The sequence below is a fragment of the Rhizobium sp. C104 genome (assembly GCF_022354505.1).
Lineage (GTDB): Bacteria > Pseudomonadota > Alphaproteobacteria > Rhizobiales > Rhizobiaceae > Rhizobium > Rhizobium redzepovicii.
In genome coordinates, this window is the sequence record NZ_CP092348.1 from 39,100 (window position 1) to 59,042 (window position 19,943).

General features: G+C 61.8%; 16 protein-coding genes and 1 pseudogene. 11 read left to right on the forward strand and 6 right to left on the reverse strand.

What is annotated here, in order from left to right; all coding sequences use genetic code 11:
• Nucleotides 1-112 precede the first annotated feature (112 nt).
• The 4 genes from MF410_RS01275 (at nucleotide 113) to MF410_RS01290 (ending at nucleotide 4,528) form a co-directional block, all read left to right on the forward strand.
• Entirely contained in the window at nucleotides 113-1,468 is a 1,356-nt protein-coding gene (locus tag MF410_RS01275; RefSeq protein ID WP_097629161.1) for an extracellular solute-binding protein, read from the forward strand.
• Nucleotides 1,469-1,596: 128 nt separating this feature from the next.
• Nucleotides 1,597-2,481, forward strand: a complete 885-nt coding sequence (locus MF410_RS01280) for a sugar ABC transporter permease (protein WP_012485023.1) — start codon at nucleotides 1,597-1,599, stop codon at nucleotides 2,479-2,481.
• Between the two features lie 10 nt (nucleotides 2,482-2,491).
• Nucleotides 2,492-3,406, forward strand: a complete 915-nt coding sequence (locus MF410_RS01285) for an ABC transporter permease subunit (protein ID WP_097629160.1) — start codon at nucleotides 2,492-2,494, stop codon at nucleotides 3,404-3,406.
• Between the two features lie 12 nt (nucleotides 3,407-3,418).
• The gene (locus MF410_RS01290) at nucleotides 3,419-4,528 is read left to right on the forward strand and encodes a sn-glycerol-3-phosphate import ATP-binding protein UgpC (protein WP_239620094.1); all 1,110 of its coding nucleotides are present in this window, start codon (nucleotides 3,419-3,421) and stop codon (nucleotides 4,526-4,528) included.
• 16 nt (nucleotides 4,529-4,544) lie between these two features.
• Here the strand turns inward: MF410_RS01290 and MF410_RS01295 are convergent, their stop codons facing one another.
• Nucleotides 4,545-5,018, reverse strand: coding sequence for a cupin domain-containing protein (locus tag MF410_RS01295; RefSeq protein ID WP_097629158.1), 474 nt, complete (start codon nucleotides 5,016-5,018; stop codon nucleotides 4,545-4,547).
• Nucleotides 5,019-5,108: 90 nt separating this feature from the next.
• On the opposite strand from MF410_RS01295, the gene MF410_RS01300 reads away from it, so the two are divergent.
• On the forward strand, nucleotides 5,109-5,645 hold the full coding sequence (locus tag MF410_RS01300; protein ID WP_097629157.1) for a hypothetical protein: 537 nt from the start codon (nucleotides 5,109-5,111) through the stop codon (nucleotides 5,643-5,645).
• Here MF410_RS01300 and MF410_RS01305 read toward each other — a convergent pair.
• A complete protein-coding gene (locus tag MF410_RS01305; protein ID WP_097629156.1) occupies nucleotides 5,642-6,412 on the reverse strand; it encodes a TIM barrel protein in 771 nt (256 codons plus the stop codon). The genes MF410_RS01300 and MF410_RS01305 overlap by 4 nt on opposite strands.
• A gap of 143 nt (nucleotides 6,413-6,555) precedes the next feature.
• Between MF410_RS01305 and MF410_RS01310 the strand changes: the two genes are divergently transcribed.
• Nucleotides 6,556-7,344: an SDR family oxidoreductase gene (locus MF410_RS01310; protein ID WP_097629155.1), complete on the forward strand. Its 789-nt coding sequence runs from the start codon at nucleotides 6,556-6,558 to the stop codon at nucleotides 7,342-7,344.
• A 201-nt stretch (nucleotides 7,345-7,545) separates the two neighbouring features.
• Entirely contained in the window at nucleotides 7,546-8,010 is a 465-nt protein-coding gene (locus MF410_RS01315; protein WP_003590486.1) for an Rrf2 family transcriptional regulator, read from the forward strand.
• A 68-nt stretch (nucleotides 8,011-8,078) separates the two neighbouring features.
• On the opposite strand, the pseudogene MF410_RS01320 reads toward MF410_RS01315, so the two are convergent.
• Nucleotides 8,079-9,205 (reverse strand): annotated as a pseudogene (locus tag MF410_RS01320) (monooxygenase).
• 261 nt (nucleotides 9,206-9,466) lie between these two features.
• On the opposite strand from MF410_RS01320, the gene MF410_RS01325 reads away from it, so the two are divergent.
• Complete coding sequence (locus MF410_RS01325) at nucleotides 9,467-10,243, forward strand: metallophosphoesterase family protein (RefSeq protein ID WP_172643269.1); 777 nt, start codon at nucleotides 9,467-9,469, stop codon at nucleotides 10,241-10,243.
• Between the two features lie 32 nt (nucleotides 10,244-10,275).
• On the opposite strand, the gene MF410_RS01330 is transcribed toward MF410_RS01325, so the two are convergent.
• From MF410_RS01330 to MF410_RS01340, 3 genes are all read right to left on the reverse strand, one after another.
• A complete protein-coding gene (locus MF410_RS01330) occupies nucleotides 10,276-13,461 on the reverse strand; it encodes a multidrug efflux RND transporter permease subunit (protein ID WP_097629153.1) in 3,186 nt (1,061 codons plus the stop codon).
• A complete protein-coding gene (locus MF410_RS01335; protein WP_097629152.1) occupies nucleotides 13,458-14,636 on the reverse strand; it encodes an efflux RND transporter periplasmic adaptor subunit in 1,179 nt (392 codons plus the stop codon). The genes MF410_RS01330 and MF410_RS01335 overlap by 4 nt, the downstream gene beginning before the upstream one ends.
• Nucleotides 14,637-14,896: 260 nt before the next feature.
• Nucleotides 14,897-16,441, reverse strand: coding sequence for a cation:proton antiporter (locus MF410_RS01340; protein WP_097629151.1), 1,545 nt, complete (start codon nucleotides 16,439-16,441; stop codon nucleotides 14,897-14,899).
• A 244-nt stretch (nucleotides 16,442-16,685) separates the two neighbouring features.
• Between MF410_RS01340 and MF410_RS01345 the strand changes: the two genes are divergently transcribed.
• Genes MF410_RS01345 through MF410_RS01355 form a run of 3 tightly spaced genes read left to right on the forward strand, consistent with a single transcriptional unit; the run spans nucleotide 16,686 to nucleotide 19,900 of the window.
• Nucleotides 16,686-17,150: a MarR family transcriptional regulator gene (locus tag MF410_RS01345; RefSeq protein WP_003590495.1), complete on the forward strand. Its 465-nt coding sequence runs from the start codon at nucleotides 16,686-16,688 to the stop codon at nucleotides 17,148-17,150.
• Complete coding sequence (locus MF410_RS01350; RefSeq protein WP_097629150.1) at nucleotides 17,143-18,366, forward strand: HlyD family secretion protein; 1,224 nt, start codon at nucleotides 17,143-17,145, stop codon at nucleotides 18,364-18,366. The genes MF410_RS01345 and MF410_RS01350 overlap by 8 nt, the downstream gene beginning before the upstream one ends.
• Nucleotides 18,359-19,900 carry a DHA2 family efflux MFS transporter permease subunit gene (locus MF410_RS01355; RefSeq protein WP_097629149.1) on the forward strand — a complete coding sequence of 514 codons (1,542 nt, stop codon included), beginning with the start codon at nucleotides 18,359-18,361 and terminating at the stop codon, nucleotides 19,898-19,900. Before MF410_RS01350 ends, MF410_RS01355 begins: the two co-directional genes overlap by 8 nt.
• Nucleotides 19,901-19,943 lie beyond the last annotated feature (43 nt).

The following is a 19,943-nucleotide window of genomic DNA, read 5'->3' on the forward strand; positions in this document are numbered from 1 at the left end:
GGAACGATTTCGATCGTTTCATGTCATGTAATATTCATTGGCCGCGGCAATTTGAACCAGCTAATAGGGCGTGCGCCGAAAGTGCGCGTCCTTTTTTACGTTCGAGGTTCTCATGCAAGCCAAGCTTCTCGGCGCCGTTGGCGCCCTTCTCGCTACAGCGTTTCTTGCCGGTCCCGCTGCCGCCGCCGATAAGACCAAGATTGACTTCTGGTTCGGCAATTCCGGTGACATCGCAAAGCGTGTCCAGGAACAGTGCGATCGCTTCAACCAGTCGCAGGCCGATTACGAAGTCGCCTGCACCAGCCAGGGCAGCTACGACGCGTCGCTGCAGAACACCATTGCCGCCTTCCGCGCCGGCAAGCAGCCGACCATCGCTCAGGTCTCCGACGCCGGCACGCTCGACATCATGCTTTCCGGCGCCTACTACCCGGCCAACCAGCTGATGACGGACATGGGCTACACCGTCGACTGGAAAGATTACTTCTCCGGCATTGCTAACTATTACGCGACGTCCAAGGGCGAGATGTACTCCTTCCCCTTCAACTCCTCGACCGCATTGCTCTACTGGAACAAGGATGCCTTCGCCAAGATCGGCAAGGACCATGCTCCGGCCACCTGGCAGGAAGCCGGCGAAGATTTCAAGGCTCTGAAGGATGCAGGCTATGCTTGCCCGCTCGCCTTCGACATCTCCAACAACGAAGTCTGGCAATATGTCGAGCAGTTCGAAGCCGTTAACGGCGAAGCGATCGCGACGAAGAAGAACGGCTTTGAAGGCCTCGACGCCGAACTGACCTACAACAAGAACCCGCTGCTCGTGAGCTACATCAAGGACCTCAAGTCCTGGTATGACAACAAGCTGGCTTTCATCAAGAACAAGGCCGTCGGCCAGACCTTCGTCGAAGCCTTCGCCGCCGGCGATTGCCAGGTCATCCTGACCTCGGTCGGCGACCACGGCAATATCGGCCGCACCGCCAAGCAGGGCATGAACTGGGGCGTTGCCATGCTCCCGACCTACGGCACTGCAACCCGCCACAGCTCCTATGTCGGCGGCGCGTCGCTCTGGGTTCTGAAGGGTCACACCGACGCCGAATACAAGGCTGCCGCTGCCTTCTTCAACTTCATCGCAAAGCCGGAAGAAGCCCTGACCTGGTCGACGGTCACCGGCTATATCCCGGTTCGTAACTCCGGCTTCGAATATCTCAAGAAGCAGGGCTTCTACGACAAGGCTCCTTATGCCGGCCGTGAGCTGGCGATTCAGAGCCTGACGGCATCGCCTGCCGACGACACGGCGCCGCACGGCATCCGTCTCGGCGGCCTGTTGCAGGTCCGCACCGAAATCGCCAACGGCCTGCAGGCGATCTTCGTCAACAATGCCGACGTCCAGGCTTCGCTCGACGGCGCTGCCGAACGCGGCAACCAGCTGCTGCGCCGCTTCCAGCAGACCTATAAGAACGTTCAGCTCCCCTGATCGGCTGATATCAGACGCACCCGGCCCGCCTTGCGCGCGCCGGGTGCGTCTTCGCAAGTTCTCTTCATCGGTCGCGGATGCAAAGCTGCTGCCCGCTTTAAACGAAATCATGGCGAAAACGACCACTCATGGAAAAGCGCGTCACTTTCTCCTCGACGACGATCGGACTGCTCTTCGCCTTTCCGATGCTGCTACTGATCTTCGTCTTCTTCTATTGGCCGAGTGCGCAAGCGCTCTATTGGGCGTTCACGCTCGAGCAGCCATGGGGCGGCGGCAACGCCTGGGTCGGTTTCGACAATTTCAAGCAGTTGCTCAGCGACCCCATCTATTGGGAGTCGATCACCCGCAGCATGATCTTCGGCTTCAGCTCGACGGCGATCGCCATGGGGATGGCGCTCATCCTGGCGCTTTTGACGGATCGCGAGCTGCGCGGCCACAAGATCTACCGGTCGGTCTTCATCTGGCCTTATGCGATTGCCGCTCCCGCTCTCGGTCTCGCCTTCCGCTTCATCCTGGCGCCGGAGGCCGGCCTCCTGTCGGTCATCAATCATGTCTGGCCCGGTCTCTGGAACCCGGCACTCGACGGCAAGGACGCGATGATCGCCGTCATCATCGCCTTTTCCTGGAAATATATCGGCTATAATTTCATCTTCTTCCTTTCGGCGCTTCAGGGCATTCCGCGCTCGCTGATCGAGGCTGCGGCCATGGACGGGTCCGGGCCGCTGCGCCGGATGTGGGATCTCCAGCTGCCGCTGCTGACGCCGACATTGTTCTTCCTGCTCGTCATCAACATCACCGAAAGTTTCCAGGATTCCTTCGGCATCGTCGACGTCATGACGCAGGGCGGGCCGGCACGTGCGACCGAACTCATGGTCTACAAGATCTATTTCGACGGGTTCAGGGGGCTCGATTATTCGGGCGCCGCCGCCCAGTCGATCATCCTGATGGCGCTCGTCGTCCTGCTCACCATCTTCCAGTTCCGCTTCATTGAGCGGCGCGTGCACTACAAGTGAGGTCGCGGACATGATCGAACGCACGCCGATATTCAACTTCATCTGCTATACACTTCTGGCACTCGGCATGGTGATCGCGCTTCTGCCTTTCGTCATCGTCATTATCGCATCGACGCTCGATCTGGAGACGGTCAACCGAGTGCCGCTACCGCTGACCCCGAGCTCGCATTTCTGGGAAAATGCTCAGGCCGCCTGGATCCGCGCCGATCTCGGCAACAAGCTGATTCACAGCATCATCTTCGCGGCTGCGGTTGGTGCCGGCAAGGTTATCCTTTCCGCCATGGCCGCCTTCTCGATCGTCTACTTCCGTTTCCGCGGTCGGCATCTGATCTTCTGGATCATCTTCATCACCCTGATGCTGCCGCTGGAAGTCCGCATCGTGCCGACCTATTCGATCGCGGCCAACGCGCTGCAGCCTTTCCAGACGATTCTCGATATCACCGGAATTACCGCGCTGGTCGCCTGGGTGTCCGGCATCCAGATTAAGCTCGAATGGGGTCTGCTGAATTCCTATACCGGCCTGGTGGCGCCGCTCGTCGCAACCGCGACCGGCACCTTCCTTTACCGCCAGTTCTATCTGACCGTTCCGGACGAGCTTGCCGAGGCCTCGAAGATGGACGGCTCGGGTCCGGTCCGGTTTTTCTGGGACATTCTGCTGCCGCTGTCGCGACCAAACATGATCGCACTGTTTACCATCATGTTCGTCTGGGCCTGGAACCAGTATCTCTGGCCGTTGTTGATTACTACCGACCCGAGTTTCGGCATCGCGGTGACGCAGCTCAAGACCCTCATCCCATCCGAATTCGGCCTGCCCGACTGGAACGTCGCCATGGCAGGTACACTTATCATCATGTCGCCTCCGCTGGTGCTCGTCATCCTGATGCAGCGTTGGTTCGTGCGCGGCCTTATTTCTACCGAGAAATGAAGGAGCAGTCCTGTGGCACCGATCTCAATCCGTGATGTGAAGAAGAGCTACGGCAAGACTTCCGTCGTTCACGGCGTCGACCTGGAGATCCAGTCCGGCGAATTCATCGTCATCCTCGGCCCGTCCGGCTGCGGCAAGTCCACGCTGCTGCGCATGATCGCCGGCCTCGAGGAAATCAGCGGCGGTGAAATCGCCATCGACGGCCGGGTCGTCAACCAGTTGGAGCCGCGCGAGCGCGGCTGCGCCATGGTGTTCCAGAACTATGCGCTCTATCCGCATATGACCGTCGCCGAGAATATCGGTTATGCCCTGAAGGTGGCCGGTGTGGCGAAGGCCGAACGCAGCCGCCGCGTCGCCGAGGTCGCCAAAGCGCTCAGCCTCGAACCCTTCCTCGACCGCCGGCCGGCCGCCCTTTCCGGCGGCCAGCGCCAGCGCGTCGCCATGGGGCGAGCGATGATCCGCGAACCGAAGGTGTTCCTCTTCGACGAGCCGCTGTCGAACCTCGACGCCAAGCTGCGCATCGCCATGCGCGCTGAAATCCGCCGCCTGCACCGCCGCCTCGGCGCCACCTCGATCTTCGTCACGCATGACCAGACCGAGGCGATGACACTGGCCGACCGGCTGGTGGTGATGAATGGCGGCAGGGTGGAGCAGGTCGGCACGCCTGAGGAAGTCTATCATCATCCGGTCTCGCGCTTCGTCGCCGGCTTCGTCGGCACGCCGGCGATGAACCTGCTCGAAGGCACGATCAACGATGAAGGCGTCTTCGTCTATGACCAGAGCCGCAAGATCGCGCTGCCGCGCGAACGCGCCGCAGCGCTGAAAGGCAAACGCGTCGTGCTCGGCATGCGCGCCGAGGCTGCCCGTCTGGTGGCCCCGGATGCGCCCGGCGCCTTAGTGGCAACGGCCGACTTCATCGAGGAGCTCGGCGCGAGCCGCGTCGTTCACGCCGATTTCGACGGGCTGCCCTTCGCTGTGGCGCTGACCGAGGCCGTGACCGTGAAGTCGGGCGATCCGATCGGCATCGCGATCGACCACAATGCGATCCATCTTTATGCCGCCGATACCGGCCGGATCATCGAAAACTCGGCCATGAGTGGGGCGAATGCGGTTCACGCCTGACGGATGTCGGCATACATCAGCGATGGATCGGGTCGATCCAGGGCACGTCTTCAGGCTTTTCCACCGGCTCGATATCGAGATTGACGACGATGGGTTCCTGGCCTGAGCGGACGAGCACGCATTCCAGCGTCTCGTCGCGGCTGGCGTTGATCTCCTGGTGCGGCACATAGGGCGGGACATAGATGAAATCGCCGGGACCGGCCTCGGCGGTATATTCCAGGTGCTCGCCCCAGCGCATGCGGGCCTTGCCCTTGACCACATAAATGATGCTTTCGAGATCGCCGTGATGATGAGCGCCGGTCTTGGCATTGGCGTGGATCGTCACGGTGCCGGCCCAGATCTTCTCGGCGCCGGCGCGGGCGTTGTTGATTGCCGTCGCACGGTTCATCCCCGGCGTCTGGGCGGTGTTCGGATCGAGCGAATTGCCGGGAATGACCTTGACGCCATGCTCCCGCCAGTCGATGTGGTGATGCTCGTGATCGTCGCTCATGCCTTGCCTCCACCTTCGATATGAGGAACTTAAGTGGGCGCGGCACGGCGGCCAAGCGGATTTATCTTTGTGCGTCAGAAAGAGGACCCAATGAGCCACCTCCCGCAGATCGATTACGACACCGCTTCACAAGAGGTTCGGGCGGCGCATGACGAGGAAGTCAGGCTGCGCGGACGCATGACCAATATGAAGCGGACGCTGCTGCATTCGCCGGCCGCCCATCGCATCTACGCCGAATGGTTCACGCTGCGGGCCGAGCTCGACCCCATCATCAGCGACCGGGCGATCTGGATCTTTTCGCATGCGATTTCGAAGGCGGCGAAATCGAAGATCGCCGTCACCTTCTTTCGCCGGGCGCTGATCAACAAGGCTTTCAATCCCGACGCGCTCAAACTGTCCGAGGAGGAAGCTTTGCTCGACGCTTTCGGCAAGGCGATCGTCGCCGATTCCAATGCGGTCCCGACCGAACTCTGGGCGAAGCTGAAACAGCGCTACGACACCAAGGTGCTGGTCGATCTCGTCGCCTTTGCCGGCATCATGCTGGCCACTGCCGTCTTTAACAATGTCGTCGAGGTCGATTTCGACCCCGAGCTTGAAGCCTTTGCCGAAGGCGCAAACCCGACCTAACCGTCGAGCGAGGCGATCGCGGCCATGACTGCGTCGGCGCCGGGTCTGGTCGGCCGGTATTCCAGGCCGACGGCGCCGTCATAGCCGTTGGCGAAGATCCAGCCGAGGCGATGGGCTAGGTCGATGCCGCCGGAGCCAGGTTCGTTGCGGCCGGGATGATCGGCGACATGGACGTGGAAGACACGGTCGAGACGGCCGTCCAGCACCTCTTCGGTGCGTTCGTCCATCACCGCGGAATGGTAGATGTCGTAGACGATGCCGATCTCGGGGCGGGCGATGTCATCGATGATGTCGAGACCTTCGCGGGTCGAATCGAGGAAATAGCCGACATGATCGATGCGGATGTTGAGCGGCTCGACGCCGAGGCGCACACCGCCGCCTGCAAGAATATCGGCGCCGGCCTTCAGCGTTTCGGTGAGCGCCCGGCGCTGCTCCTTGCGGCTCACGCCCGGAAGATCGTTGCCGGCCTGGGCAATCAGCACCGGCGCGCCGAGACGCTTTGCGGCCGTGACGGATTCGGTAAGGCCTTTCAGCCATGCCTGCCGGTTGCCGGCGTCGGTCAGCGCGATCATCGGCTCGGCGACGAGGCTGGTGACGGCAAGGCCGGTTTCCCTCAGAACCGCCTCGATCGCGTCCAGATCCTTGTCGGTCCAGCGCCAGAATTCGATGGCCGTCAGGCCGCCGGCATGGGCGCGGCGGATGCGATCGGGAAAGCTGTCGCCTTCTTCGGCAAACAGCCACTCTATGCAGGCTGAATAACGTCGCATGAAAACTCCTCGCATGTGGGGATGCAGGCTGCGACAGATCGGTGCCCTCCGCAAGAGGCATCTCAGTGCTTGACGCGAGGTTTCATTGGCGGAACATTTGGCACATCAGGCCGGAACCGCCAGTCGCTTGCGCGGAGGAAAATATGGATCTGGGACTGAAGGGAAAGACCGCCGTTATAACAGGCGCGTCTGTCGGGATCGGCTTGGCGATCGCCGAGGGGCTGGCGGCTGAGGGGTCCAATCTCGTGCTGGCGGCCCGCGGCGGCGAACGGCTCGAGGCGGAGGCCGCCCGTATCGCCGAGAAGTACGGCGTCAGCGCCGTCGCTGTTGCCGCCGATCTGGCGACAGTCGACGGAACGAAGGCGATCATTGCGGCGGCGGCGGAAAGAGGCGGCGCCGATATCCTCATCAACAATGCCGGCACCGGATCGAACGAGACGGTGATGGAGGCGCCCGATGAGAAGTGGCAGAGCTATTGGGACCTGCATGTGATGGCCGCGGTGCGGCTTGCGCGCGGCATCGCCCCTCAGATGAAGAGGCGCGGCGGCGGCGTGATCCTGCACAATGCCTCGATCTGCGCCGTCCAGCCGCTCTGGTACGAGCCGATCTACAATGTCAGCAAGTCGGCGCTGATGATGTTTTCGAAGACGCTTTCGACCGAACTCATCCCGGACAATATCCGCGTCAACTGCGTCAATGCCGGCCTGATCCTCACCCCCGACTGGATCAAGACCGCCAAGCAGTTGACCGCCGAAACCGGCGGCAACTGGGAGGGCTACCTGCAGAGCGTCGCCAACGAGCATGCCGCCTCGAAACGCTTCGGCACGCCGGAGGAACTGGCAAACGTCTTCGTCTTTCTGAGTTCGGAGCGGGCGAGTTATTGCGTCGGCTCGACCTATTTTGTCGATGGCGGTATGCTGAAGACGATCTGAGCGAGACGACAGCGCAGCGCTGTAACACTTTGAACTTAGCGGTAGCGGCATTGCTCGGTCGGTTCCAAGACTGCCGGGCGGCCTGTGACGTTGCCGATATAAGCTATAAATAATAGCTATTTTGTTGTATGTTCACGCTTTTGACGCTATTTGCCTGCTATTGGCAGGGGTGAATACTGCGTTTTCTACAGGGCAATGACGATGCTGACGAAAAAGGGAAAATATGGGCTGAAGGCGCTGGTCGACCTGGCGCGGCTGGCGCCCGGCGAGACCGCCTTCATCAATGACATCGCCGCCCGTAATAATATCCCGAAGAAGTTTCTCGATACGATCCTGCTCGAACTGCGCAATGTCGGCATTCTGCGCTCGAAGAAGGGGCCGGGCGGCGGGTATTCCCTGTCGCGGCCGGCCTCCGAAATCCGCATCGGCCATGTCATCCGCACGCTCGACGGGCCGCTGGCGCCGATCCGCTGTGCCAGCCGTACGGCTTACGAGGCCTGCGACGACTGCGCCGATCCGGAAACCTGTCAGGTGCGGCGCTCGATGACCGATGTTCGTGACGCGATCGCCGCCATTCTCGACAATATGAGCCTCGAGCAATTCGTCGCCGCCGGCGGCCGCATCGACGGCCCCAAGGAAGAATTGCCGATCTCCGCCGCCAGCTGAATTGAATGCATGTCGCTCGGAAGTGTGTAGCGGTTCCGGGATAACGACATGCATCAAGACAAAGAGCTTTAGACGTCGCCGGGCTTCGACCGATATTCGCCTGCAGCACGCACCAGCCTGTCCCGTGGCAGCGATAGAGCGTAAATGCGGGCATTGCGCCAATGCCGGTCGAGATTGAGCCCGATGCCGGCCGATGTTTCCCCTGCCAGTTCGAACAGCGCGTTTGCGGTGTCGAGTGACGTTTCCCCGGCGAGGATCGCGGCCGCCGAGGCGGAGAAATGCGCGTCCGCCATCGCGGCCTCGACGGGATTGACCTGTGCAATGTCGAGTTTACGGCCAGCCCGTTCTAAGGCTGCCGCCGTCGCTTCGATGCGGATGGCGCGTTCGCCGATGCGGGGAAGGACCGTCGTGCCGGGATCGCCAATTGCTGTCATCAGGTCGCTCCAGGCGGCCCGGGCGATGCCGAGGCTGACACTTGCCTTGAGCAGCAGGCTGAGCGAGACACCGGTCGAAACGTCGGAGGAGGGGGCGGCGCAATCGCATCGGCACTGACGTAAAGCGTGCCGACGATGGCCGTAGCCGATCCATTGGTGCGCTGGCCGAAGCCATCCCAATCGTCGACCACCTGCAAGCCTTCGTCGTCGCCTGCCAGGTAAAGGGTGACTGGACGGCTGGGTGGAGCGGCGGCGACAGCGGCGATCCAGTCGGCGAACAAAATACCGGACGCCTGTCGCGTTCGCCCGCTCAGGCGGTAACCTGGGCCTTCGGCCGTAAGCTCGGTTCCTTCGATAAAGGTGGCGCCTGCAAAGCGGTCCCCGAGCAACACGCGGGCAAACAGCGATGCCTGCAGATCCTCGGTCGCCTGGGTGCGCAGCGTTTCCAGCACACAGAAATGGTTTTCCAGCGCCTCGCCGATCGAGGCATCGCCCTCGGCAATGATTGCGACGATTTCGGCGAGCAGCGCGTTCGATACGTCGAGCCCTTGATGGTCGGGCGGAACAGTGATCGCCGTCAGTCCCGATGCCGACAGCGCGTCGAGTTCGGCAAAGGGCAGTACGCGGTTGATGTCGCGTTCGCTCGCCTGGTGCCGGAATGCGGCAGCAAGGCCGCGGGCGGTGGATATCGCCTCCTCTTCACTTTCGATGCGATGCGCGGGAGGCCTTTTTCTATCCTGAAACTGCGATACCGTTCCCATCGGTCACTCTTTCCTACGGCGCTCTGCGTCTTTTCGGATGGCGAAGAACGCTGCAACAGTTTGACTCGGCGCCTCGTGCCTTCCGAAAATCGCTCCAATCGTCGGGCCGATGGCAGGCATACAGGAGTGAGGGATCGGCCCTCGAATGATAAGGCCGGTTTTTCTACAAAACTCCAAGGCTTTGAATTTTCTTACCAGCTTGATTGCCTTGTTTTCGCCTCTACTTACCGGCAAGTGGGGCTTCCTTGATTGAGAAACATGATGAGCGATACTCTTGCTCGCAACGGCGAGGTTTCGAAAATGGCACGCCAGTCGAGACCACGTCTGACGCTGGATATTGCCGCGATCCCAACCTATGCGATCGGCGACATTCATGGGCGGTTCGATCTGCTTGCGAAAGCCGAGGCGGCGATCCTGCGCGATGCCGCGCGGCTGCCGGGGCGTAAACTGATCGTGACGCTTGGCGACTATATCGACCGCGGACCGGCATCGGCCCAGGTCATCACCCATCTCATGGCGCCGCCGCCGGATGATTTCGACCGTATCTGCCTTGCCGGCAATCATGAAATCGCCATGCTCGACTATATCGACGGCTGGATTTCCTATGACGAGTGGATGCGGATGGGTTCGGCGGAGTCGCTGAAATCCTACGGCCTCGATCCGGAGCATCTGCCGCTGGTCTTTCCTTCAGGCGCAAAGCTCGATTCCTTCCTGCGCCAGTCGCTGCCGCGCACGCATATCGATTTCATGCGGGCGATGCCTGTGATGCTGGAGACTCCAAATGTGATTTTCGTGCATGCCGGCATCAATCCGAAGCTGCCGCTCGACGAGCAGACGGACGAGGATCTGGTCATGATCCGACAGCGGTTTCTCGAAAGCCGGGTGCCGTTGCCGAAGCTCGTCGTTCACGGTCACACGCCGAACGACGAGCCCGACATACGGCCGAGACGGCTCAATCTCGATACGCGCGCCTACCGCAGCGGCAAGCTGACCGTCGCCCGCCTGTGGCAGGGTCAGGTGCATCTGTTTTCCACCTGACTTCCGCCTTCTCGGCCTCCCGCCGGAGCGGATCAGACCGTTTCGCTTTCAACCGGGACGGCCTCCACCGTTTTTTCCGCCGGCTGCTTGCGGCGCCAGCCGCGCAGCACGACGTAGAAGACCGGCGTCAGGAACAGGCCGAAGATCGTCACGCCAAGCATTCCCGAAAAGACGGCGGTGCCGAGCGACTGGCGCATTTCCGCGCCGGGGCCGGTCGCGATGGCAAGCGGTAGAACGCCGAAGATGAAGGCGAATGCCGTCATCAGGATCGGGCGCAGGCGAAGATGGCTGGCCTCGATGGCCGCTTCCACTGGCGACTTGCCCTCGTCTTCCGCCTGCCTGGCAAACTCGACAATCAGAATGGCGTTCTTGGCCGCAAGACCGATCAGCACGATCAGGCCGATCTGGGTCAGGACGTTGTTGTCCATTCCCCTCAGCGAGACCCCGATCAGCGCCGCGAGCACCGCAAGCGGCACGATGAGAATGATCGCGAGCGGCAGAACCCAGCTTTCATATTGTGCCGCCAGCGCCAGGAAGACGAAGACGACTGAGAGGGCGAAGATGTAGACGGCGGTGTTGCCGGTATGGGTTTCCTGATAGGCGAGTTCCGTCCATTCGAAGGTTGTCCCCTGCGGCAGGATCTTCGCTGCCAGCGCTTCCATCTTTGCGATGGCGTCGCCCGTCGATGTGCCAGGCGTCGGATTGCCCTGAAGCGGCACCGAGACGTACATGTTGTAGCGTTGGACAAGTGCCGGGCCGCTGGCATCCTGGATATCCATTAACGTTCCAAGCGGAACCAGCGCGCCGGTCGCCGATCGAACCTTCAGGGCGAGGATGTCTTCCCTGTCCATGCGATATTGCCGGTCGGCCTGCGCGCGAACCTGGTAGACGCGGCCGAACGCATTGAAATCATTGACGTAAGCGACGCCCAGATTGATGGAAAGCGCGTTGAAGATATTGGGGATCGGCACATTCAGAAAGCGTGCCTTGTCACGGTCGATCGCCAGGAAGTATTGCGGGCTTGCATCGGAGAATGTCGTAAAGACGCCGGTCAGCCCCTCGGTGGTGGCCGCGGCACCCATCATCTGGCGGGCGAGGCCGAGCACGCGCGTCATGTCGGCGTTTTCAAGATCGGAAATCTGCATCTTGAAGCCGCCGGAGTTGCCGACGCCACGCACGGACGGCGGCGGGATGGCAATGATGAAGGCTTCCTGGATGCTTTGCAGTTTGCCGTAAAGCTCGCCGATGATCTTGTTGGCGTTTTCTCCGCCTTCCTCACGTTCGGCAAAGGATTTGAACGGCACGAAGACGACGCCCGAATTCGAGGCATTGGTGAACGTTGCCCCGCTGAAGCCGGCAAATTGCACGGCGTTGCCGACACCCGGCACGGTCCGGGCGATATCACCCACCTGTTTGACGACGGCGTCGGTACGCGCCAGCGAGGCGCCGTCTGGAAGCTGTATGACGACGATCGCGTAACCCTGGTCCATGGTCGGGATGAAGCCCGCGGGAACGCGCGTGCCCATGTACCAGGTTGCTCCGAGCAGGCAGACGAAGGCAATCATCGCGGCTGTCAATCCGACCCAACTACGGACCAGATGCCGGACGATCCATGAATAGCCGGAACTCATCCTGTCGAAGCCGCGATTGAAACCGTCCGCGAGACCTCTGCCAAACCGTGCGGCGATATTCGCGCGCCGGGTTTCGTGGTCGTGGGTTTTCAGCAATATGCCGGCGAGGGCGGGCGACAGTGTCAGCGAATTCAACGCCGATATCGCGGTGGTGACCGAGATCGTCACGGCGAACTGCCTGTAGAACTGGCCCGATATGCCGGGAATGAAGGCTGTCGGCACGAACACCGCGATCAGCACCAGCGAGATGGCGATGACGGCGGTTCCGACTTCGTCCATCGTCACATGGGAAGCTTGCTTCGGTGTCATGCCGCGCGCCAGATTGCGCTCGACATTTTCCACGACCACGATCGCATCGTCGACGACGATACCGATCGCCAGTACCAGCCCGAACAGAGTGAGCATGTTGAGCGAGAAGCCGAACGCCAGCAGGATGGCGAAGGTGCCGATCAGCGAGACCGGAATGGCGACGATCGGTATGATCGCGGTTCGCCAGGATTGCAGAAAGACGAGAACGACGATCGCCACCAGGATGGCGGCCTCGGCGATGGTTCTATAGACCTCGCTAATCGAATCCGAGATGAATTCGGTCGTGTCGTAGACGATGCGATATTCCAGCCCCTCGGGGAAATTCTGGGAGATATCCTTCATCAATGTCTGGACCTGATGGGCCGTATCCAGTGCATTGGTTCCCGGCCGGGCGAAAATGCCAAGGGCGACCGCCGGGTCGTTGTTGAGGTAGCTGTTGGTGACGTAGTCCTGGGCGCCGAGTTCGATACGGGCGACATCCTGCAACTGCACGAGCCGGCCGGCGCCCGTCGATTTGACGATGACGTAGCGGAACTCGCGGACGTCGGAGAAGCGTCCGTCCGTTCGCACCGTATATTCGAAGGCGTTCTTGCCGGTGACAGGCGGCGCGCCGATCTTGCCGCCGGAGACCTGGACGTTCTGGTCCCGCAAGGCGGAGACGACGTCGTCCGAGGTCATGCCGTAGGCCGAGAGCTTTTCCGGATCGAGCCAGATGCGCATCGAATACTGGCGCTCGCCGAAGAGCTGCACGTCGCCGACGCCGTCAAGGCGAACGAGGACGTCGCGGATGCGGTTGCGGGCGTAGTTCGAGACGTAAAGCTGGTCATAGCGGTGCGACGGCGACAGCAAGTGCACCACCATCATCAGGTCCGGAGAACTCTTGTCGGTGGTGACGCCGAGCCGCTGCACCTCTTCCGGAAGGCGAGGCAGCGCGATCGAAACACGGTTCTGGACAAGCACCTGGACCTTATCGAGATCGGTGCCGAGCTTGAAGGTGATCGTCAGCGACATGGCGCCGTCGGCGCTGGAATAGGACGACATGTAAAGCATGTCTTCGACGCCGTTGATCTGCTGTTCGAGTGGGGTCGAAACGGTGTCGGCGATCGTCTGCGGATCGGCGCCGGGATAGGAGGTGCGCACGACGATGGTCGGTGGCGCGATCTCCGGATATTGGGAGACCGGCAATTGCGTATATGCGATGCCGCCGACGACGAGAAAGAGAATCGAGATGACGGCCGCAAAGATCGGCCGGTCGACGAAGAAGTGCGCAAATCTCATTGTCCGTTCTCCGCATTGGCGGCTTCAGGCGGGGTGTCCTGGCGCTCCTGCGGCAGTTTGGTCATCTGAGGCGTGATCGTCGATCCCGGGCGGGCGCGCATCAGGCCGTTGACGATGATCGTCTCGGTGCCGTCGAGGCCCTCGCGGATCACACGATAGCCGTAGAGCCGCGGGCCGGGCCTCACGGGCTTGGTCGAAACCTTTCCTTGCGCGTCAACCACATAGACGACGCGTTCATTCTGGTCCGAGCCGATTGCTTCGTCCGGGACGAGAATGGCCTGGTATGTGTTGGAGGCTTCAACCTGAATGCGGCCGAAGAGTCCGGGCTGAAGGACGAGATCGGGGTTGGGGAAGCGGGCGCGCAGACGAATGGTGCCGCTCTCATTGTCGACCCGGTTCTCAGCGAAGTCGAGTTTCCCCTTGAATGGCTTGGCAGAAGGATCCGAGATGGTGACGGATACATCCAATCCGCCGCCGCCCTGCTGAAGTTCCTTACCCATTTTGCGCGCCGTGTCGGCGAAATTCAGCAGGCGGCGCTCATCGACGTCGAAATAGAAATCGATCGGGTCGAGCGATACGATGGTGGTCAGCACGGTCTGGTCAGTCTGCACAAGGTTGCCGGCCGAGATCAGCCGGCGGTCGATGCGGCCGCTGAGCGGCGCTTTGATCTCGGTATATTCCATGTCGAGAGAAGCGCGATCGGCGGCGGCCTGCGCACCGCGGACATTGGCCTCGGCCGAATCGAACTCACGGCGGCGATCGTCCAGCGTCTGCGCCGCCTGGCTGCCGCTCGCGGTGAGCGATTGTGCGCGCTTAAACTGCGCATCGGCAAAGACCAGAGCGGATTGCGACGCTTCGAGCGTCGCCTTCGCCTGGCTAAGCGCGGTGACGAACGGCCTCTGGTCGATGACGAACAGCAGGTCACCCTGCTTGACCAATGCGCCGTCCTGGAAATGGATTTCCTGCAAGTATCCACCGACACGCGAGCGAACGGAGACTTCGTCGACCGGCTCGAAGCGGCCAATGAACTCGTCGCTGTCGACGACATCGCGAACGACCGGCTTGGCAACGGTGACGGGAGGAGGGGCGGACGGTGCGCCCTGTGCCATGGCGGCCAGGGGCATGAACGTGGTGATGCAGCCGAGCATCAATATCCGTCGAAGCACGTAAGTCATACCGGTCCCTCCAATCGCGACGGCCGATAGACTGCCGCCGAACCTAAGATAAGGTGATGTTATTTCATGTTTTGCTGCTTTGAACGAAGGCGTGGCCCCCGCGATTTCCCCCGGCGTTCAATCCATAGGAGGGAAGGCCGGCACGCAATGCACATCGGAAAAATCGTAACTTGTGGAACCGGATATAAACGGCAGCGGCGAAAAATAGCAAATGCCAATTGGCCGGGATTGCGAAATCCATCAAAACTTCATGGATGGCGTCAGCTCTCGACGATCTCGTCGCGGCCGGGCGGCAGGACGGCGAGTTCGGCCCAGTCGAGCTCCTGTTCCAGCATGTGAAAGACATCGTCGTCGATCTCGTCGGCGCGGCGCATCGCTGCCAGTTTGCGGCGTTTGGCGGCAATGACGCTGCGGCGCTGCTTATCGAGGCTGCTGACTTCGCGTGGATGTTTCCCGTCGGCGGTGATCTCGCGCTCGGAGGTGTAGACGTCGCGCAGGATGCGCGTGGATTTACCCTCGCCGCCGGCAAGTTCGGCCAGTGCCGCATCGATCAACGCGACCCGGGCTCTGGTGAGGTTGCGGTCGAGCGAGGTGTCCGGCTCGAATTTCAGGACGCTGATCAGCGGTCCGAGCGTCAGGCCCTGGACGATGAGGGTGCCGAGAACGACGGCCAGCGCACTGAGCAGAATGATGTCGCGATCGGGGAAGTCGATCGGCAGCGCGAGTGCAGTCGCCAGCGTCACGAGGCCGCGCATGCCGCACCAGCCGGCAAGCAGGCTGGTCGCAAAGGTGGGAACGGCCTGTCTGGTGTAGCCGCGCTCGGCGAGGAAGGTGATCACGCGGTTATAGAGGAGCACCCAGGCCAGGCGCACGCCGATGACAGTGACGAAGACCGCGGCGGCCAGGGTGATTGCGAAATTCAGCCGGCCGGGATCGAGGTCGAGGACGATCTGGCGGACCTGCAGGCCCATCAGCAGGAAGGCGAGCACGTTGAGCAGGAAGACCGCGGCTTCCCAGACCGAATAGGAATGAATGCGGTGGCGGGCGGTCTGGCGCTCGGGCATGTAGCGGGCGATCACCATCGCATAGACGACGATGGCGAGAATCGCCGAAAGGTGCAGCCGCTCGGCGATGATCCAGGTGCCGAAGGTGGCGACGAATTCGAGCAGGGTGCCGCCGAGCGTGCCGGCGAGCTTCAACCCGATCACCATGTACAGACGGCCAAGGAGATAACCGAGGATGAGGCCGCCTGGCACGGCGAGCGCCAGCTCCGCCAGGGCGCCGGTGAAGAAGGCGGGGCTTGCGGCGGCCGCCACCGCGGCGCTGAAGATCAGGAGCGCGACGGCATCGTTGAGAAGGCTCTCGCCTTTCAGGATCACATAGGTCTGGCGCGGCAGGTCGAAACGGTCGAGCATGGCGGTCGCCGCCGCCGCATCCGGTGGTGCGACGATAGCGCCGAGTGCGACGGCTGCGGCGAGCGGCAGGCCGGCCATGGTCACGCTGACGGTGGCAACGGCAGCGGTTGTCAGGACCACGGCGATGGCGGCGAGCGAGAAGAGCGGCAGCCAGTTGCGTCGCAACGTTCGCGGCGGCAGGTCATAGGCGGCGTCGAAAAGCACCGGCGCGATCAGCAGCGCCAGCGCCAGCTGAGGATCGATCGCGACCTCGGGTGCCCAGGGGACGGCGGCGACGATGATGCCGGCGATCGCCAGCATGGTTGGATAAGGGATGCGGAATTTCCTGGAGAATTGCAGGAAGACGATCGCCACCAGCAACAGCGTCAGCATGCTTTCGAAGAACGCCATCGAACCCTCCTGCGCACCTCCGGCGGAGGCGATGTCTGCCCGAAACTAGGGCTGAAGCCGGGCTGCCGCCACTGGACGGAAGTCTTGCACGGACAAGAGTGGCGAATTGCGAGCCTTCCGGTCGCAGCTGCGGCATTTTGGCTGCGCTTGCGAAATCCTGCGACCGTGCCCTTGCGCGCTCGGCATGCTCAATATATCTACCGATATTATAAGTATGCTTATAAATTAATGATCGCAGGTCTTCATGAGCGCTACTCCGACCCTCGGCTTCCTTCTCCACGACGTCGCACGGCTGCTGCGCAAGCGGTTCGAGCAACGTGCGAAGTGCCTTGGGCTGACCCGGTCGCAATGGCAGACGCTTGCCTATCTCTCGAATAACGAAGGCATCCATCAAGGCGGCCTTGCCGAAATCCTCGAGGTCGAGCCGATCACGCTGGTGCGCATCCTCGACAAGCTCGCCGAACGTGGGCTGATCGAGCGCCGCCAGCACCCGACCGATCGGCGGATCTGGCTGCTCTACATGCGCGACGAGGCGCACCCGCTGCTCGCCGAAATGCGCGAGCTTGGCGACACCACCCGCGCAGAAGCGTTGCAAAGCATTACGGCCGAGCAGCGCGAGCAGCTTTTCCACATCCTATCCGTAATGAAGACGAACCTGGTTCAGGCATGCCGGAGCCCGGTCGACGAGAATGAGACGAACGATGGCTGATCAATCCCCCCTCCGCGTCGTTGCCGACGCCAATGCCAAGACACCTGTCGAAGAAAACCAAGCCAAACAGCAGGAAACGGTAGCCGAAGCGCCTCCATCCAATTCAGCGCCGGCTGCTGCCGTGGCTGCGCCTGGCGGCAACAAGGTCCGCCGCCGGCGCAGTCTCACGCGGCCGATCCTGTTCGCCCTGCTGCCGGTCGCGCTCGTCGTCGGCGGCTATTATTACGTCAATGGCGGCCAGGTGATGTCGACCGACAACGCCTATCTCCAGGCCGATATGGTCGGGCTCACCACCGATGTCTCAGGCATCGTCGAAAAGATCGACGTGCATGAGAACGAGGCGGTCAAGGCAGGGCAGGTGCTCTTCAGCCTCAGGGCCGATTCCTTCAAGATCGCGCTCGATGGCGCCAAGGCGCAGCTCGGCGTGCAGCGCAACCAGATCATGAACCTCAAGGCCAGCTATCAGCAGTCGCTGGCCGAGATCACGCAGGCGCAAGCCGACCTGCCCTATTACCAGGATCAGTTCGACCGGCAGCAGAACCTCGTCAACAATGGCAGCGCGACGCAGTCGGCCTATGACGAGGCCAAGCACAATCTCGAAGCCGCGCAGCAGAAGGTTGCCGTCGCCAAGGCGGAAGCTGCAACCACGCTTGCCCAGCTCGGCGGCTCGGCCGACCAGCCGATCGAGGAGAACCCGCTCTACTTGCAGGCCAAGTCGAATGTCGACAACGCCCAGCGCGAACTCGACCACAGCGTCGTCAAGGCGCCGTTCGACGGTATCGTCACCAATGTCAACGCGCTGCAGGTCGGCTCCTACCTGCAGGCTTCGCAGCAGGCCTTCTCGCTTGTCGCCACCGATCACCTTTGGATCGCCGCCAGCCCGAAGGAAACCGAGCTCACCTATGTCAAATCAGGCCAGACGGCCGAAATCTATGTCGACACCTACCCGGGCGTGATGTGGAAGGGCAAGGTCGAGAGCATCAGCCCGGCCTCCGGCTCCAGCTTCTCGCTGCTGCCGGCGCAAAACACTACGGGCAACTGGGTGAAGGTCGTCCAGCGCATTCCGATGCGCGTCAGCATCGAGGACAGCGAAGGCAAGCCGCCGCTGCGCGTCGGCATGAGCACGGTGGTCGATGTCGAGACCGGCCATGCCCGCGGCCTGCCCGACTTCGTCAACAAGCTTCTGGGTCGGCCTCAGGGCAAGGATGATGAGTAACGCTTCTGCTTCTCCGGCGAGCCCGGTTGCCAATCGCGGTGCGATCACGGCCTGCGTCATTCTCGCCGTCATCATGCAGGCGCTGGACACGACGATCGCCAACGTCGCGCTGCCCTATATCCAGGGCAGCGTGTCGGCCTCTGCCGACCAGATCAACTGGGTGCTGACTTCCTATATCGTCGCGGCGGCAATCATGACGCCGCCGTCGGGCTTCCTCGCCGCCAAGTTCGGCCGCAAGCGCGTGCTGCTCGTTGCCATCGCCGGCTTCGTGGCGGCCTCCGTTCTCTGCGGCCTGGCGCAATCGCTCAATCAGATCGTCGCCTTCCGCCTGCTGCAAGGGCTGTTCGGCGCATCGCTGGTGCCGCTTTCCCAGGGCATCCTCCTCGATATCTATACGGTCGAGGAGCGCGGCTCGGCCATGGCCCTCTTCGGCGTCTCGGTCATGGTCGGACCGGTCCTCGGGCCCGTCATCGGTGGCTGGCTGACCGACAATATCAGCTGGCGCTGGGTGTTCTACATCAACGTGCCTATCGGCGCGCTTGCCTTTGCCGGTATCGTCGTCTTCGTTTCGGAGACGAAGAGGGATGTGCTCGCCAAGCTGGACTGGTTCGGTTTCGGGATGATGAGCCTGTTCATCGCCTCGCTGCAGCTCTTCCTCGACCGCGGTGAGCAACTCGACTGGTTCTCCTCCGGTGAGATCATGCTGGAAGCGATCATCTGCGCCGCCGCCTTCTATCTGCTTCTGGTGCATACGCTGACGGCGGAGAAACCCTTCGTCAATCCGAAGCTGTTCCTCGACCAAAATTTTTCGATCAGCATGGTCTTCATCTTCGTGATCGGTATTACCTATCTCGCCTCGCTGGCGCTGATGACGCCCTATCTGCAGACGCTGATGGGCTATCCCGTCATTACCGCCGGCATCGTCATGGGGCCGCGCGGGCTCGGCACCATGCTCTGCATGTTCATCGTCGGGCGGCTGGTCGGCAAGGTCGATACGCGCGCCTTGCTGGCGCTGGGCCTCGGGCTCACCGCATGGGCGATGTATGACATGACCGGCTGGACACCCGACGTCTCGCAATGGACGATCGTCTCGGTCGGCTTCATCCAGGGCGCCGGTCTCGGCTTTCTGTTCGTGCCGCTGACTACGATCGCTTTTTCCACGCTGCCCCCCCATATGCGCGGCGACGGCACCGGTCTCTACAACTTGTCGCGAAACATCGGCTCGGCGGTCGGCATCTCGATCGTCTCGGCGCTGATCGTCGAGAACACGCAGAGCAATCATGAATCGATCGCGGCCTATGTGACGCCGTTCAATCACGCTTTCAATGCGGTGGCTGCGCAGGGGCTCAGCCCGGTGACTGCGGCCGGCCGCGCCTCGCTCAACGAGGTCATCACCCTGCAAGCGACGATCATTGCCTATATGGACGATTTCAAGCTGCTGATGCTGATGTCGCTTGCAGTCATCCCGCTGGTGCTATTGCTACGCAAACCGAAGGCAGCACCTGCCGTCGACCACAGCGCCGTGATGGAATGAACTCCAGGCGTTGCCGCACTTCTGGACGGAAAACTGCGTCACG

What these genes read in the sequence shown, in the direction of transcription:
- MF410_RS01275 (WP_097629161.1), top strand. Translation starts at nt 113, where the DNA reads ATGCAAGCCAAGCTTCTCGGCGCCGTTGGCGCCCTTCTCGCTACAGCG.
- MF410_RS01280 (WP_012485023.1), top strand. Translation starts at nt 1,597, where the DNA reads ATGGAAAAGCGCGTCACTTTCTCCTCGACGACGATCGGACTGCTCTTC.
- MF410_RS01285 (WP_097629160.1), top strand. Translation starts at nt 2,492, where the DNA reads ATGATCGAACGCACGCCGATATTCAACTTCATCTGCTATACACTTCTG.
- MF410_RS01295 (WP_097629158.1), bottom strand. Translation starts at nt 5,018, where the DNA reads ATGAGCGACGATCACGAGCATCACCACATCGACTGGCGGGAGCATGGC.
- MF410_RS01300 (WP_097629157.1), top strand. Translation starts at nt 5,109, where the DNA reads ATGAGCCACCTCCCGCAGATCGATTACGACACCGCTTCACAAGAGGTT.
- MF410_RS01305 (WP_097629156.1), bottom strand. Translation starts at nt 6,412, where the DNA reads ATGCGACGTTATTCAGCCTGCATAGAGTGGCTGTTTGCCGAAGAAGGC.
- MF410_RS01310 (WP_097629155.1), top strand. Translation starts at nt 6,556, where the DNA reads ATGGATCTGGGACTGAAGGGAAAGACCGCCGTTATAACAGGCGCGTCT.
- MF410_RS01315 (WP_003590486.1), top strand. Translation starts at nt 7,546, where the DNA reads ATGCTGACGAAAAAGGGAAAATATGGGCTGAAGGCGCTGGTCGACCTG.
- MF410_RS01325 (WP_172643269.1), top strand. Translation starts at nt 9,467, where the DNA reads ATGAGCGATACTCTTGCTCGCAACGGCGAGGTTTCGAAAATGGCACGC.
- MF410_RS01330 (WP_097629153.1), bottom strand. Translation starts at nt 13,461, where the DNA reads ATGAGATTTGCGCACTTCTTCGTCGACCGGCCGATCTTTGCGGCCGTC.
- MF410_RS01335 (WP_097629152.1), bottom strand. Translation starts at nt 14,636, where the DNA reads ATGACTTACGTGCTTCGACGGATATTGATGCTCGGCTGCATCACCACG.
- MF410_RS01340 (WP_097629151.1), bottom strand. Translation starts at nt 16,441, where the DNA reads ATGGCGTTCTTCGAAAGCATGCTGACGCTGTTGCTGGTGGCGATCGTC.
- MF410_RS01345 (WP_003590495.1), top strand. Translation starts at nt 16,686, where the DNA reads ATGAGCGCTACTCCGACCCTCGGCTTCCTTCTCCACGACGTCGCACGG.
- MF410_RS01350 (WP_097629150.1), top strand. Translation starts at nt 17,143, where the DNA reads ATGGCTGATCAATCCCCCCTCCGCGTCGTTGCCGACGCCAATGCCAAG.
- MF410_RS01355 (WP_097629149.1), top strand. Translation starts at nt 18,359, where the DNA reads ATGAGTAACGCTTCTGCTTCTCCGGCGAGCCCGGTTGCCAATCGCGGT.